We start from the raw sequence: 14,712 nt of genomic DNA on the forward strand, positions 1-14,712 counted from the left end.
TGTGGCAGACGTCCGGAAGATACCGGCCACACCGCATCCGGGGTAAAGTTGGCAGGAACGCAGTACAGGCCATTTCAAGGAACAAGTGAACTCCATGCCGTCAGGCCAAATCGAGAGAGGAAACCCGCACCCGTGGTTGGGTTGGGCAGATCCAGCCGTAGTAGTGTTGAAGCTCCTGAAATGCGTCAGCATTCACGAACACCGATGAGAATAATTACATTGTGAGTAAATGGGAGTGGAGCGAAGGGCTGGACATGTTTTGGTTTCAAACCAGTTTACAACCAATCAATTTGGGATGACAGACTACTATGAAACAAAATCGCAACCAATTACCAAGTTGATGGTATGGCAGGCGTACAAGAAAGTAAAATCGAACAAGGGCGGAGCGGGCATAGACCGTATGGACTGGGAGGAGCTGGACAGAGATCTAACCTCACACCTGTATAAACTATGGAACCGACTGACCTCGGGGAGTTATTTTCCCGTACCTGTCAAGCGGGTGGAAATATCCAAGAAAGATGGCGGTGTCCGCAAATTGGGGGTACCGACCCTTCTCGACCGTATCGCCCAGCAGGTAGTCCGTCAGCACTTGGAAAGACAGCTTGAACCACTCTTCCATGAGAGTTCCTTTGGTTATCGGCCTAAAAGGAGTACCCACCAAGCGGTAAAACAATCAGAGCGAAACTGTTTTGGTCATGACTTTGTGGTAGACCTGGATATCAAAGGGTTCTTCGACAATATCAACCATGACCTGATGATGAAAGCCCTGACGCATTACTGCAAGGACGAATGGGTAGCGATGTATGTGTCCAGATGGCTGAAGGCGGGGATCATGGCGGAGGCAGAGTTCGTGGAAACAGTTGACGGTACACCCCAAGGAGGGGTTGTGAGCCCACTATTGGCAAACCTATATCTTCATGTGGCTTTTGATGAATGGATGAAGAGATTCCATCCGGAGAAACCATTTGAGCGGTATGCGGATGATATAGTGGTACACTGCAAGACCGAGAAACAGGCGAAGTTCATGCTAAGGCAAATCAGCCAACGCATGAATGCCTGCTACTTGGAACTGCATCCAGTGAAAACCAAGATTGTCAACCTGAGGGGCTGGTCAGAGACCAAATATCCTAGGAAGTATGACTTTCTGGGCTTTACGATCAAAGCATCCATGCAGACTGTCAAGGGGCAGGGCATGCTGTTGCCGGGCACGTTTGTCAGCATCAAGTCAAGAACATCAATACTGGCGAAATTCAGGGAACTGAAAATCCACAAGTGGCGCATGGATTTTCGGGAGGTTGCCAAGCGTCTAAACCCGGTTATCAGGGGACTGCTCAACTACTATTAGAAGCTAAGAGGAGACCTCCCGAAAAAACGGGACAGGCTATGCGGGAAGTATGGAGTTAACTCAACCACCGACTGCTCAAATGGATCAAATGGGAGAAGGGATTGAACAAAATGGCGGCAGTCAGATGGCTCAAGCACCAGTACAAAACCTATCCGGGTTTGTTTGAACAATGGAAATTGGTTCTCCTCAGGTACTTTTGTACCAAGAGATTTATAAATCTGTCTGCCTACACCAAGGCATAAGAAATCCCCGAAATTTTGCGGGGCAGGCTGTCGGAACGTGGGTGTGAATTGAAAATCACGAACACCTTTTGAGGCAATTAAAGAAAGTGAGTAAATTCCCCCGCCTGACCGGCTGTAGGCAATTGAGAAAATGCAAAATCATAAAAATGTTCTAATATATTCCGAACTATTTTCTACCTTTGTTATAAAATGATTAGAATAAAATGAGTTGAAAGTTATAAATAAGCACATTCTGGGTAAACTAATTCGGAAAAACCGAGGAAACTCAAAATTGGTGAAAGCTGTCCATGAATTGATTACTGACATTGAGAACAGTAGTTGGAAAACGCCTCATGAGTTAATCGAAAAACGCCCTGATGCAGATTGTGTTTATGGAGGAGAGTTTTACTTCTTCGATATAAATATTCATAGAACTTTGATTTTGATTGAGTTTGAAGAAAGTGGAGAAGCAACGATTGTTTGGGCAGGAAGTCATGATGATTACGAACTGAATTTTAAAAACAATCGTAATGTTATTAAAAAGTGGTTAAGAGATAATAATTGGATTTAAAATTTGTAATTATGAAAGATATTCTTGACATAAAAGAGCTTGCTAACATTGAACGACTGGGAAATGAGTATGATTTACAAAAGGCATCTTTACTTGAGCGAAAATTGCGTTTAATGATAAATGAGAATCCAGATCTAAAACCCATTCGACAAAAGCTCCGTGATTTGATTAAAGACTACGAAGATAGAGAATGGTCTGATTTTGATAACATTACCGATTTCCAAGTAGAGGAGTCTGATAAAGCAAAGGAACTTGTGAATTATGAACAGAAATTCATCAATAAGCGTAAAGAGTTCATTAGAAAAAAACTGAAGGAATATGATATGACTCAACAGGATTTAGGATTAATCTTAGCTCATCCTAAATCATATATGTCTGAATTGGTAAATGGTATATCTCAATTCACATTAAAAGATTTGGTAATTATCCATCGGGTTTTAGGGATTAACCTAACTATTTTAATTCCCACTTTTCTTCAATCTGAGACAAGAGATAAACTAATGGAATCGATTAAGAAACTTAACAAGCCAAAACTTGGATTGAGAAAGACGGAATTGGTGTAATATCAACGGCGAATCGATTGATCGTAAAACATTGGGGACGAAATGGTTATTCGAAGATTCGCTTTACATTAAAGTTGGATGCACCTTGATCCCGCAATTGGGGTAGGGCCACTGACTACTTCAGGACAATTAGAGAGATATTTCTCACCTTATATGGTTAAAATAGTTATGGGTTATGAATTTTGAATCAAAGTGCTTTCGTTCAGCACTTAAACTAATTTCATCACTCAATTGCTATTCTGAACTTCTCTTCTGACCCAACTACTCCTCACTTACATTATTGTCGTTTGAGAGGGTGGTATTTAACCTGTACAACACAATCATCGGGTTTTTCTCCACCATACCTTCCTCATTCCTCAGAATAGAATATAACACCTCCCCATCTTTATGCCGTGGCATGTTTTCTAGGGTGAATTCCCGATCACCCCTACTTCAAAAACCTAATATAAACCGGCTTATTGATATCCAGCTTTGTATCTGTCGGCGTAATCAACCCAGTTTCCCGATCCCTGCTGAAAACCAACAGCGAATTGCTTCCCTGATTTCCTGCCAAAAGATATTTTCCGTCAGGGGTAAGGTTAAAATTCCTCGGTGCCATGCCACCGGAGGAAACGGTTTGGATATGGGTCAATTTCCCCTCTTCGGAAATTTCAAAAGCAATCAATTCATTTGCGTCGCCCCTGTTTGAAGCATATAAAAATTTGCCATCCTCCGAAATTCGCACTTCCGCAGCACCTATATTTCCTTCAAATCCATCCCGTAACAGTGTTTGGGTTTCCAGATGCGTAAGTGATCCATTTTCATAGGCATATACGCCCACAGCGGCCGTAATTTCATGAATAAGGTAAAGGCGGTCTCCTGATTTGTTAAAAACCATATGCCGTGGACCCGCACCGGGCTCTACTCTTAGCCTAAAACTTGGGTTTTCTGTCAGGGGAGAGTCTTGCGTAGCATCAAAATCATAGACTACTACCTCATCCGTACCCAAATCTGCGATAAACAATTTAGTGTCGGATGGGTGGAATACCGCTGAATGGACATAAGGCTTGTCCTGTCTTCTCGGATTTACACTGCTGCCACTGTGATTAACTGTTTGCACGGCTTCATCAACTCCTCCGTCTGAGTTAACGGGAATAACCGAGAAATTCCCTCCGCCATAATTTGCGACCACAACAAAGCGCTCGCTGGGGTCTAACGTAACATAGCAGGGTCCGTTGCCTTTGGCAGAAACGGTATTGATCTTTTCAAAGGCACCCCTTTCCATCTTAAAAGCACTTACTTTTCCGCCATCTTCACCACCTGTTTCCTCTACCGAATACACCCGGTTTTGGGCTTTATTTACCGCAACAAAGGATGGATTCTCCGGTTCTGAAGCGGTGGCTGTTACTTCCAATGTTTTTGCCTCCGGATCAAATTCAACAAGGTAAATTCCCTGTTCGGGTTCATTGGTATACGAACCTAATACAAAAGAGTATTTTGGCGAGGACATAGTTTCTTGGGTTTGTTCAGTTGTTTTCGGACTGCTGCATGCCAGGGCTATAAAGCCGATAGCAAGCGAAGGAAGGAAAGTTTTCATATCTTTTTATCTTCAGGTTTTTCTTCACTGGAAAGTTTATGGGTTTTTGGATCATATTGATCCTTGAGGTCATCGTATTGGGAATCCAGCCACATCTTAACACCCGTAAAGTAAGAAGCTCTGCCTATCATATGCGCACCTACAGGTGCGGTTAAAAGCATAAACAAAATAATTGCCATTACACGGGAGGTTATGGCCGTGTCACCAAAGTAGATGGCGGCGGCGCCAAGTATTAACCCGATCCCCAACGTGGCTGCTTTGGTAGTTACGGAAATACGTAAATACAAATCCGGCATACGTACGACACCGATTGCTGCCAGCAAAATAAACAGAGCTCCCATGGTGCTTAGGATAAATATAAAGATCTCATTCATTTTTTTCTCGTTTTTCTAAATAATAAGAAAATGCCACCGTACCCAAGAAGGCTATCAAGGCCAAAATCATGGCGATATCCAGAAAGGTTGGTTGGTCGGTATGGATGCTGTAAACTGCAATGATACCAATACCGGTTGTCAGAAGCAGATCTAGGGAAACCACTCTATCCGATAAGGTAGGGCCTTTCAGAAACCGTATAAAAATAATAACGGTAGAAATGGCCAAAACCGGTAAGATTACATAATACAGGTAGTCGTATAAGTTCATCGCAGAATTTCTAATAGTCTTCTTTCAAATCCATTTTTGATTTCATCAATAAATTCATCCCTGTCATTTACATACATGGCATGTACATAAAGCACTTTTCTGTCGTCGGAGACATCCAAGCTAAGCGTACCGGGTGTAAGGGAAATCAAGTTTGCCAAGAGTGTTATTTCCAAATCTGACTTTGCGTCCAGTGGAATCCGTATTATTCCCGGCTTCATATAATACTTCGGAGTGATTACGTCATAGGCAACTTGGATATTGGCTTTGACCAACTCATATATGAAGAAGAAAATAAAACCTATAAGTTTCGGTACTCTGCTAAAGTATTTTTCCTCCCGGCGATTGGTAGTTATTAACCACATAAGAACAAAGCTAAGAGCAAAGCCAAATACAAAGTTCTCAAAGGTAAAGGTACCCGTTACCGCCAACCAAATGAAGGAGAGGAGTAAATTACTTAAAAAACGGGTTTTTATCATGGGGTAGGAGGTTAATTAGTTTGACCTAATACTGCGTGTATATAATCCTGTGGATTCATAAGGGATTCAGCCACTTTTGATGCCACTTGAATGACATATTCTGCACCAAAGCCAATGCTTAGGGAAAGTACACTCAAGAAAATAATGGAACCAACCATGGCCTGTCTTTTTAGTGGTTTTAATTCGTGGAAGTATTTGACCTGCATCTTTACGGGTATATGTATACTGTCCTTCCAAAATACCCCCGCCCATACTTTGGCAATAATGAATAAAGTAAGGAAACTTCCTAGTAAAATAAAACCCACCAACCAATAATTACCTACCGATAGGCCTCCTTCAATTAGAAATAATTTAGCCCAAAATCCGGACAAGGGCGGAATTCCAACGAGAGAAAACAGCGAAATGGACATCAGTAGCGAAAGCTTTGGATATTCTTTGTAAAATCCGCCCAAAAGCCGAAGGCTGTAGGTTCCTTTGATCTTGAAGATCAATCCGGCTACCATAAAGAGGGTAGTCTTTACAATGATGTCATGGGTAAGGTAAAAGACAGATCCGATTAATGCCGTTTCGGTGTATATACCCAAACCTGCAATCATGAATCCGATATGGCAGATGATTAAGTAGCTGAAAATTTTACGGAGATTGTTTTGGATAAGTGCACCGATGCCGCCGGATAGAATGGTGATGGCAGCCATACCGCTGATGAGGTTTATCATAAATTCATCCGGAATAAAAATCAGGGTAAATACCCGGATGAGTGCATATACCCCCACTTTTGTCAACAGTCCGCCAAATATGGCAGATATAGCAGGTGGTGGTGTATGATATGATGCAGGCAACCAAAAATACAAAGGAAATACCGCTGATTTGATTCCGAAGCCTACCAGAAATAGAATGGCCGTCACATTGACTAATCCCCTGTTTTCAATCTCGGCTACTTTAAGCGAAAGGTCGGCCATGTTTAAGCTGCCGGTAAGACCGTATAAAATTGCTATGGCTGTAAGAAACACCACCGAAGCCAATAGGTTCATGGTAACGTACTTCACAGCACCTTCCAATTGGGCTTTCTCACCGCCTATTGTAATTAATACAAAAGACGAAATGATGATAATTTCAAACCATACATAAAGGTTGAAGATATCACCGGCCAAAAAGGCTCCATTTAATCCCATTAGCAGGAAATGGTATATAGGAAAGTATCCAAATTTAATCCGGGCATTTCGCACACTGCCTACCGAAAATACAGATACAGCTAAGCCTGCCAATGTGGTCAACAACACCATCAGCGTGCTAAAAGTGTCTGCCACAAAGGTAATTCCAAAAGGCGCAACCCAGTTGCCTGCCTGTGTGGTATAAATTCCTTCCTTCCAAACCGCAGCAAACAGTACAACTGAAATAATCACCGCAACTAGAGAGCCGACTACACTGATTAATTTTTGCAGGTTTTTTTGCGTCCAACAAAACATCAGCAGCACGGCTAAGAAAAGTTGAAATATAATGGGTAAAACTACAAAAGGGCTACTCATAAGTCTTCGTCAGTTGCATTCATTTCATCTAAATCATCAGTTTTTATCACTTTGTAGGCCCTTTTCACCAAGATAATGGCAAAAGCCTGGAGGCCAAAGCTAATTACTATCGCAGTCAAGATAAGGGCTTGGGGGATTGGGTCGGCATAGAGTCCCTCCAAGGCTTTACCAGTAGCTTCAATAATGGGGGGCTTACCCTTGACAATCTTACCCAGTAGAAAAATCAGCATATTCGCTCCATTACCCAAAAGTATCAGTCCGATGATTAATTTTACAAGGCTTCTTCTCAGGATCATGTAGATTCCTGCGGCATATAATAGTCCGATTAGGATCACAAGTAATATTTCCATGTCTACAGTCCTTCAGAAATGGTAAATATAATAGTAAGCGTTACCCCAATAACCACCAAAAATACACCTGTATCAAAAAACAAGGCAGAACCTACCAGTCCAATGACAGGAATTGGCTCATCCATCCATAACCCGGTCATAAAAGGCATTCCAAAAAGCCATGGTGCCGCCCCTGCTACCAACGCAATTGTAAGTCCAACGGGCATAAGAAATCCTGGATGGAATTTGATAATTTTTCTAGTTGTCTCCAGTCCATTTGCAAAAGAGTGGATCACAAAGGCAATGGAAGCGATCAATCCTCCAACAAATCCCCCCCCAGGCAAATAATGGCCCCGCAGCAAAATGAAAACAGCGAATAGGAGAAGCAGTGGTAGAAGGTAATTGGAGGCGGTTTTGAATATAAGCGTCTTCATAGGTTATTCTTTTTCAATGCTTTTGAGCCTTAATTTTAACAAACTAAATACACCCAGTGCGGCAATAGCAAGCACGGTGATTTCTACCATGGTATCAAAGCCTCTAAAGTCGACTAAAATGACATTCACGACATTCTTTCCCTTGCCCAAGATATACGCGTTTTCCGCATAATACGATGTGATATCCTTGGTTACGGTTTCATTCATAACCTCAAGGGTTAGAATACTTATAAGGGCGCCAAAAATTAGGGAAAGCAATCCATCCCGAATTCGGTCTCTGGTGTCGGAGAGGGTTAGGTATTTGGGTAGATTATAAAGTACCAAAACGAATAGAATTACCGTCAGGGTATCTATTGAAAACTGGGTCATGGCAAGATCAGGAGCCGAATAAAAAAGAAATATCAAGCAAAAACAATAACCGACTACTCCCATGGAAGCCACTGCTGTGAGTCTGGATTTGGAGAACACTGTAAAAAATATCGCCGCGGCCATTATAAGGACAATAACAGCCTCATAAAGTGTAATGTCAGATAGGGTAGAGGTGTCCACATATATTTCGACCCCGTAAAACAACCGATAGCCCAATAACAGAGACAGAAAAGATAAGATAGTTATAAGGTAATACCTCAAATAACCATTTTGGAAAAAATTAGTCCACTTGGAAGAAAAGGATACAAAACCTTTTGCAAACTGATTGACGGCACTTTCTGGGGATAATTTCTCGAAGCGTGTTGCTTTGGCGAAAAGAACTTCTGACGGTTTAAGTATAAAATACAATGCGATACCTGATCCAATGGTCAATAAACTGAGTAGTAGAACGATATTAAATCCGTGCCAGATTTTTAACTCAAAAGTAGGGGTGCCCAAGGTCATGGAAGAAACAATGGGTTTGATTAATGCGGTATCGACAACCATGGGGAACAACCCAAAAACCATTCCCAGAGAAGCCAAAATCAAGGGGGGTACCCACATGGTGGCCGGTGGTAGGTGGAGTTTGGAGAATGCTGGAGGTAATGGTCCGATAAAGGGTTTAATTCCGGCAAGAAATCCGGCAAATAGTAAGCAAACATTTGTGATTACCGCCAAACCGGTCAACACATATCCCATGTTTCCAAGGTGAAGGGTGGCTTCATAAATAAGATCTTTACCAATAAATCCGAAGCTTGCTGGGATTCCTGCGTTGGATATTGCCGCAAGAATTGCCGCAATTCCCACCGGAAGCATCACTTTATTCAATCCTGATAATTTCGAAACATCCCGGGTTCCTGTTTCGTGGTCAATGATCCCCGTTACAAGAAACAGGGTGGCCTTATATAAAGCGTGGACTAAAATGAATACACCTGCAGCCAATAAGGCCTCGTCCGTACCCAATCCAATTAAAAAAACCAAAATCCCCAAGGCGGAAATGGTGGAATAGGCAAGGATTGCTTTCAGATCAAGCCTGAATATGGCATGAATTGCGGCATAGACCATGGTTATGCTGCCGACGATAATTAGAGGTCCATTCCACCATTCGTGATTTCCCAATATAGGAGTAAACCGGGCAAGCAAGTAAATGCCCGCCTTTACCATAGTCGCCGAATGTAAATAGGTAGACACTGGAGTTGGAGCCTTCATAGCTCCCGGTAACCAGAAGTGAAAGGGAAATTGGGCGGACTTGGTGAATGCGGCAACAAATACCATCACCAAGATCAACGGATATAAAGCGTTGGCCTGAATTTCCTCCGATAAAGTGGCCAATGCCGAAATTTGATATTCCTGCGCCACATATCCCAACGTGACCATGCCGGTCAGCAAGAAAAACCCGCCCAAACCTGTAATAGATAGGGCAGTCAATGCTGATTTTCTCGAAGCTTCATTGTCGTTATTAAAGCCAATCAGAAAGAATGAACTGATACTCGTCAATTCCCAAAAAATAAAGAGGGTAATGATATTATCCGCCAAAACTAAACCTAACATGGACGCCATAAAAAGTGACAGGTAGGCATAAAATCGGTCGAGGTAAATATGTCCTTTCAGATAAGATGAGGTATACACAAATACCAAGGTCCCGATGCCGGTGATCAGCAAGGTAAATAGCAGAGACAATCCATCCAGGTAAAAATCCAATCCAATACCCAAGCTAGGTACCCAAGCCCAAGATGAACTCAGCGTTTCCCCGTCTTTTATGGCCGGTAGTTTACTGATAAAATAGATAAATAAACTCAGTGGAAAAAGGGAAACCCATAACGTATTTGGTCCTTTAAATACCTTAATGATTAAAGGTAAACCTAACGCAACGAAAAACCCAGAAAGAACCGCTAACAGCATGTATTTAAAATTAAATGGTTGGATTCAATTGGCTAAAAATACGAAAATAAAATTACCCCGTAGAAAGAAATTGAATTTGAATTTGGGGTAATGGTGAAGATGGGTAAATAAAAGGCTGATTTTTAAGACTCTACTTCATGAAATTTTGTTTTATGACAATTTAATGGACTAGAAAATATGTTAGAACGGAAAAAATGACCATTTTTGAGTAATTTGAACGTTCACCATAACCAATCGAACCATGCCTCATGCATACGAGACAGAAGTAGCCAAAAGGTTTACAATATATAACAGTCTCTTTTTAGATTTACCTTTTGACAATATATACCGGACAGGTACATTACTGCCAATGCTAACAAGTATATGCCAGAGTGGGTTTGAAAAGAACAAGAGCCCCAAAGAGATTATACACCAGTTTTTTGACGAAATGCTTGCTGACAAAACTGACAAGGAGAGGCACGACATGCTCTTTAAGATGGTGCAGTATATCGAAAGGCAAGTAGTGTTGTTCGATTCCATTGAAGATTCCGCATTTGAAAAATTCAATGACATCAAAGGTAAGGGCACCATGGGTGCATTGATTGCTCGGGCAGAGAATGACCACAAAAAGGCAGATCTCATTGAAAAATTGAGGACCTTTTCGGTTCGCCTCACGCTTACAGCACACCCCACCCAATTTTATCCCGGCAACGTACTAGCTATTATAACTGATCTGGAATCGGCCATTCGATCCAATGACTTAGGGATGATTGACCGATTGTTACAACAGTTGGGTAAAACAGGATTTATCAACAAAGAAAAGCCCACACCTTATGACGAAGCTGTCAGTTTGTGTTGGTTTTTAGAAAATGTCTTTTACCCGAGTATTTCCGACGTGTTGGTGCGCATCCTCACCCAATTGGACATTCCATTGCACGATTGGGAAAATCCCAATTTACTGAAAGTAGGCTTTTGGCCGGGAGGTGATAGGGACGGGAATCCCTATGTCACGCACGACATCACTGAAAAAGTTGCTGATAAGCTGCAAAATTCAATTCTGAAATGCTACTACAGGGATATTCGGAAAGTCCGTCGAAGATTGACTTTCCGCAATGTGGAACATTTTCTTATAAAAGCCGAAAAAGGGATTTACGACTCGCTGTTCGGTGGGGAGAATAAATTTACTTCCAAGGATGAACTGTTGGAAATCCTATATAGCGCAAGAAAGGGGATTATTGAAGATCATGGAGGCCTCTTTCTGGAGATTTTAGATGAGTTTATCTTAAAAATACGCCTCTTTGGATTTCATTTTGCCAGTATGGACATCCGTCAGGACAGTAGAAAGCACGATGACCTTTGGGAAACAGTGATTTTAAAGATGGAAGGGAAAAATGCCCATAGGGAGTTCTTGGAAGCAACCGAAGAAAAGCAGGTTGAGAAAATCCTGAATTACACCAAACTGCCCAAAACTGAGGAAATGGAGGATGCCTTTCATCAGGAAATGATAAAAAGCTTCCAAGTCATCAACTACATTCAGACCAATAATGGACCTATGGGATGTCACAGGTATATCATTTCCAACAATCAGTCCGTAAGGCATATGCTGGAAGTTTACCAGTTGGCGAAGATTCTGCTGGCGGATGGGGGAAAACTCGGGATAGATATTGTACCCCTGTTTGAAACGATCGACGACTTGGCAGCCGCACCGGGAATTATGAAGCAACTGTACCATAACAAGCTTTATAGGGAGCATCTCTCTCAGAGAAACAATAAGCAAACCATAATGGTGGGCTTTAGTGACGGTACCAAAGACGGCGGTTACATTCGTGCCAACTGGTCAATTTTGATGGCCAAGGAGGCATTGACAAAAGGAGCACGGGAAGAGGGAATTGATTTGGTGTTCTTTGACGGAAGGGGAGGCCCACCGGCACGTGGTGGTGGAAATACACATAATTTCTATGCCTCCCTCGGACCGAATGTGGAGAATAAGGAAATTCAGGTGACCATTCAGGGTCAGACTATTTCATCCAATTATGGTAAGCAGGTATCTTGTACCTATAACCTCGAACAAATGCTTAGCGCAGGCTTAGAAAATCACCTGTATCCATCCAGCGAAAATAGTCTTACAGAAAAGCAAAAAGAACTGATCGAAGAAATGGCTGGGTACAGCTATGAGGCTTATAAAGAACTTAAAAGTCACAAACAATTCGTCCCTTATTTGGAACATGTGACACCGCTCAAGTTTTTTGGTATGACCAATATCGGATCAAGACCAGTAAAACGAAGCGGGGGTGGTGGAATGAAATTTGAGGATTTACGGGCAATACCTTTTGTGGGAGCTTGGGCTCAGATGAAACAAAATATCCCAGGTTTTTTCGGTGTGGGCAGGTCAATCGAAAAAATGGAAAAATTGGGCAAACTAGACGAGGTTAAAAAACTCTATGCTGATTCCCTATTTTTCAGATCTCTGTTAGGCAATTCCATGCAGTCTTTGGCAAAGTCTTTCTATCCGGCAACCGCATATTTGAAGGATGATGAAACCTTCGGAGGCTTCTGGAACGTCTTGTTTGACGAATACCAACGCTCCCTTAAAAATATCCTGAAGGTATCCAATATGTTGCATTTGTTGGAAGATAATCAGGTAAGCAAAGAGTCCATTGGCATTCGGGAGAAAATCGTATTGCCACTGATTACCATTCAGCAATATGCTATTCAGGATATCCTTGAAAAGGGTCAAGAAAACGCGGATTTGCAAAAGTTGATCTTAAGAACCATGTTTGGAATCATCAATGCAGCCAGAAATGCTGCCTGATCTTTGTTAAAGTTCATAAAAAAACCCTGTGTTCCTCTTAAAATAAGTTGGACGCAGGGTTTTCTTATTTAAATTCTAGCCTGATAGGTATACAGGTCAAAATAGCGTCCTTCTTTGGCTATAAGCTCGGAATGTTTTCCCCGCTCCACAATTCTTCCTTTTTCTATTACCAAGATTTGGTCCGCCTGCCGGATAGTACTCAGCCTGTGGGCGATCACAAAGGTGGTGCGCCCCCTCATCAGGACCTTAAGACTGGCTTGTATATACTGCTCGCTTTCCGCATCCAGATTGCTGGTTGCTTCATCCAATATCAGGATCTTCGGATCAGCTAGGATTGCCCGGGCTATTGCGAGTCGCTGTCTTTGACCGCCTGAAAGCTTTACACCACGTTCTCCAATTAATGTGTCAAGCCCATCCTCAAATCTATAAGCAAATTCATCAACATATGCCGCTTTTACAGCCTCCTTCAGTTGATCTTCCGTCGCATTCGGTCTGGGGAAGAGAATATTTTGCCTAATGGTGCCTTCAAACAGGAAATCGTCCTGCAGAACAACGCCTAATTGGCTGCGGTAGCTATCTAAACTGATCTGTTGAAGGTCGTGGCCGTCAACAGTGATTTTACCCTCTCCCGGATTTAAGAAGGAGGCTACCAAACCGGATATGGTAGTCTTACCCGATCCCGAACTGCCAACCAAAGCCGTCACGGATCCCGCAGGAGCATGGAATGAAATTTCTTGCACCACAGGTTTTTCAGGATCATATCCAAACGATACATTTTCAAACCGGATATCCCCATCTATCTGCGGAATCCGCAACTGTCGTTTGGTTGGGTCGGCTTCAATGGGTTGATTCATCAATTCTTCCGTACGGTCTAGCCCTGCAAACGCTTCAGTGAGCTGACTTCCTATATTGCTCATCTGCAAGATAGGTGCAATCATGAATCCCAAAAGAAGGGTAAAAGCAAGGAAATCCCCAAACGTAAGGGTTTCTTCCATAATCATATAACCCCCAATGCCCATGATTCCTGCCGATGCCAATCCGAGTAGGAGGGTAGCGGCACTGGTTACAAAACTGGTAGTAGTTAGGCTACTTTTTACATTCAAAAACAATCTGTTCACCCCTTCTTCAAAGGTAGCGACTTCCTGGGCCTCCGCATTAAAGCCCTTAATTACCCGGATGCCCCCCAAGGTTTCGGTTAGTCTGCCTGTTACCTCTGCGTTTATCTTGCCCCTTTCCCGAAATATAGGCCGGATACTTCCAAAGGCCTTCAGTGAAATCAGACTAAAAATACCTACTGGTATTAGAACAAACAGTGTCAGGGAAGGGCTTATGGTAATCAGCAAAACCAAACAGATAATAGAGGTAAGCACGCCTCCAACCATTTGTGCCAAACCGGTTCCCACCAAGTTTCTCACACCCTCCACATCTGTCATAACCCGGGATACCAGCTCTCCGGTTTTAGCAGTATCAAAAAACCGGATAGGAAGCTTAATGATATGGGCCTGTACCTGAGCACGAAGTTTGGATATGAGGTGTTGGGCCTCTACACTCAGGATTTGGGTGAGGGCATAGGAGGTGACTGACTGGATTACTACAGCGAGAACAACTGCCCCAATAAGCCATTTGAGAAGATCAAAATCACTGGATGGAATAACATCGTCAATGAGGTATTTGCTCGCCCAGGGAAGGATGAGGCCGGACAGTCGGCTAATGACAATAAGAATCAAGCCTACTAAAAGGTGCTTTTTTCTAGGCCAAATTATAGTTTTAAATACCTTACCTATGGTAACTTTGCCGGGAAGTTTTTTTTGAGCCATGAATGGGAGAAAATTTTCCCGAAGGTAACTTTTTTTGGAGAAAGTATCTGTTTCCGAATTAGACAAAAAAGCAAAACCGTGGCATCTTCTGATCAGAATATACCACGGTTT

Annotated in this window: 15 protein-coding genes; 5 read left to right on the forward strand and 10 right to left on the reverse strand. The window is 42.4% G+C overall.

Annotated elements, in window-relative coordinates; genetic code table 11:
* The 4 genes from FQ608_RS21795 to FQ608_RS21810 form a co-directional block, all read left to right on the forward strand.
* Positions 1-225 (forward strand): hypothetical protein (locus FQ608_RS21795; protein ID WP_158860620.1); only part of this gene is annotated, 225 nt, incomplete at its 5' end.
* Positions 226-229: 4 nt separating this feature from the next.
* Positions 230-1,345 carry a group II intron reverse transcriptase/maturase gene (gene ltrA, locus FQ608_RS21800; protein WP_158860621.1) on the forward strand — a complete coding sequence of 372 codons (1,116 nt, stop codon included), beginning with the start codon at positions 230-232 and terminating at the stop codon, positions 1,343-1,345.
* 516 nt (positions 1,346-1,861) lie between these two features.
* Positions 1,862-2,137 (forward strand): type II toxin-antitoxin system HigB family toxin, encoded by a 276-nt coding sequence (locus FQ608_RS21805; RefSeq protein WP_234364324.1) that lies wholly within the window; start codon positions 1,862-1,864, stop codon positions 2,135-2,137.
* 11 nt (positions 2,138-2,148) lie between these two features.
* Positions 2,149-2,700, forward strand: a complete 552-nt coding sequence (locus FQ608_RS21810; RefSeq protein WP_158860623.1) for a helix-turn-helix domain-containing protein — start codon at positions 2,149-2,151, stop codon at positions 2,698-2,700.
* Between the two features lie 261 nt (positions 2,701-2,961).
* Here the strand turns inward: FQ608_RS21810 and FQ608_RS21815 are convergent, their stop codons facing one another.
* Genes FQ608_RS21815 through FQ608_RS21855 form a run of 9 tightly spaced genes read right to left on the reverse strand, consistent with a single transcriptional unit; the run spans position 2,962 to position 9,993 of the window.
* Positions 2,962-3,099 carry a hypothetical protein gene (locus tag FQ608_RS21815; RefSeq protein WP_158860624.1) on the reverse strand — a complete coding sequence of 46 codons (138 nt, stop codon included), beginning with the start codon at positions 3,097-3,099 and terminating at the stop codon, positions 2,962-2,964.
* Positions 3,100-3,127: 28 nt separating this feature from the next.
* A complete protein-coding gene (locus tag FQ608_RS21820) occupies positions 3,128-4,276 on the reverse strand; it encodes a lactonase family protein (protein ID WP_158860625.1) in 1,149 nt (382 codons plus the stop codon).
* Positions 4,273-4,650 carry a monovalent cation/H(+) antiporter subunit G gene (mnhG, locus tag FQ608_RS21825; RefSeq protein ID WP_158860626.1) on the reverse strand — a complete coding sequence of 126 codons (378 nt, stop codon included), beginning with the start codon at positions 4,648-4,650 and terminating at the stop codon, positions 4,273-4,275. The genes FQ608_RS21820 and mnhG overlap by 4 nt, the downstream gene beginning before the upstream one ends.
* Positions 4,643-4,918, reverse strand: coding sequence for a cation:proton antiporter (locus tag FQ608_RS21830; protein WP_158860627.1), 276 nt, complete (start codon positions 4,916-4,918; stop codon positions 4,643-4,645). Before FQ608_RS21830 ends, mnhG begins: the two co-directional genes overlap by 8 nt.
* Entirely contained in the window at positions 4,915-5,394 is a 480-nt protein-coding gene (locus FQ608_RS21835) for a Na+/H+ antiporter subunit E (protein WP_199856443.1), read from the reverse strand. Before FQ608_RS21835 ends, FQ608_RS21830 begins: the two co-directional genes overlap by 4 nt.
* An 11-nt stretch (positions 5,395-5,405) precedes the next feature.
* The gene (locus FQ608_RS21840; protein WP_158860628.1) at positions 5,406-6,920 is read right to left on the reverse strand and encodes a proton-conducting transporter transmembrane domain-containing protein; all 1,515 of its coding nucleotides are present in this window, start codon (positions 6,918-6,920) and stop codon (positions 5,406-5,408) included.
* Positions 6,917-7,270 (reverse strand): Na+/H+ antiporter subunit C, encoded by a 354-nt coding sequence (locus tag FQ608_RS21845; RefSeq protein WP_158860629.1) that lies wholly within the window; start codon positions 7,268-7,270, stop codon positions 6,917-6,919. The genes FQ608_RS21840 and FQ608_RS21845 overlap by 4 nt, the downstream gene beginning before the upstream one ends.
* A gap of 2 nt (positions 7,271-7,272) precedes the next feature.
* Positions 7,273-7,683: a Na+/H+ antiporter subunit B gene (locus FQ608_RS21850; RefSeq protein WP_158860630.1), complete on the reverse strand. Its 411-nt coding sequence runs from the start codon at positions 7,681-7,683 to the stop codon at positions 7,273-7,275.
* A 3-nt stretch (positions 7,684-7,686) separates the two neighbouring features.
* Entirely contained in the window at positions 7,687-9,993 is a 2,307-nt protein-coding gene (locus FQ608_RS21855; protein ID WP_158860631.1) for a putative monovalent cation/H+ antiporter subunit A, read from the reverse strand.
* Positions 9,994-10,234: 241 nt separating this feature from the next.
* Here FQ608_RS21855 and FQ608_RS21860 point away from each other — a divergent pair, with 241 nt between their 5' ends.
* Entirely contained in the window at positions 10,235-12,784 is a 2,550-nt protein-coding gene (locus FQ608_RS21860) for a phosphoenolpyruvate carboxylase (RefSeq protein WP_158860632.1), read from the forward strand.
* 68 nt (positions 12,785-12,852) lie between these two features.
* Here FQ608_RS21860 and FQ608_RS21865 read toward each other — a convergent pair whose 3' ends face one another.
* A complete protein-coding gene (locus FQ608_RS21865) occupies positions 12,853-14,601 on the reverse strand; it encodes an ABC transporter ATP-binding protein (protein ID WP_158860633.1) in 1,749 nt (582 codons plus the stop codon).
* Positions 14,602-14,712 lie beyond the last annotated feature (111 nt).

It is taken from the genome of Lunatibacter salilacus (genome assembly GCF_009797935.1).
Taxonomy (GTDB): domain Bacteria; phylum Bacteroidota; class Bacteroidia; order Cytophagales; family Cyclobacteriaceae; genus Lunatibacter; species Lunatibacter salilacus.

What these genes read in the sequence shown, in the direction of transcription:
- ltrA (WP_158860621.1), top strand. Translation starts at nt 230, where the DNA reads ATGGGAGTGGAGCGAAGGGCTGGACATGTTTTGGTTTCAAACCAGTTT.
- FQ608_RS21810 (WP_158860623.1), top strand. Translation starts at nt 2,149, where the DNA reads ATGAAAGATATTCTTGACATAAAAGAGCTTGCTAACATTGAACGACTG.
- FQ608_RS21815 (WP_158860624.1), bottom strand. Translation starts at nt 3,099, where the DNA reads ATGCCACGGCATAAAGATGGGGAGGTGTTATATTCTATTCTGAGGAAT.
- FQ608_RS21820 (WP_158860625.1), bottom strand. Translation starts at nt 4,276, where the DNA reads ATGAAAACTTTCCTTCCTTCGCTTGCTATCGGCTTTATAGCCCTGGCA.
- mnhG (WP_158860626.1), bottom strand. Translation starts at nt 4,650, where the DNA reads ATGAATGAGATCTTTATATTTATCCTAAGCACCATGGGAGCTCTGTTT.
- FQ608_RS21830 (WP_158860627.1), bottom strand. Translation starts at nt 4,918, where the DNA reads ATGAACTTATACGACTACCTGTATTATGTAATCTTACCGGTTTTGGCC.
- FQ608_RS21835 (WP_199856443.1), bottom strand. Translation starts at nt 5,394, where the DNA reads ATGATAAAAACCCGTTTTTTAAGTAATTTACTCCTCTCCTTCATTTGG.
- FQ608_RS21840 (WP_158860628.1), bottom strand. Translation starts at nt 6,920, where the DNA reads ATGAGTAGCCCTTTTGTAGTTTTACCCATTATATTTCAACTTTTCTTA.
- FQ608_RS21845 (WP_158860629.1), bottom strand. Translation starts at nt 7,270, where the DNA reads ATGGAAATATTACTTGTGATCCTAATCGGACTATTATATGCCGCAGGA.
- FQ608_RS21850 (WP_158860630.1), bottom strand. Translation starts at nt 7,683, where the DNA reads ATGAAGACGCTTATATTCAAAACCGCCTCCAATTACCTTCTACCACTG.
- FQ608_RS21855 (WP_158860631.1), bottom strand. Translation starts at nt 9,993, where the DNA reads ATGCTGTTAGCGGTTCTTTCTGGGTTTTTCGTTGCGTTAGGTTTACCT.
- FQ608_RS21860 (WP_158860632.1), top strand. Translation starts at nt 10,235, where the DNA reads ATGCCTCATGCATACGAGACAGAAGTAGCCAAAAGGTTTACAATATAT.
- FQ608_RS21865 (WP_158860633.1), bottom strand. Translation starts at nt 14,601, where the DNA reads ATGGCTCAAAAAAAACTTCCCGGCAAAGTTACCATAGGTAAGGTATTT.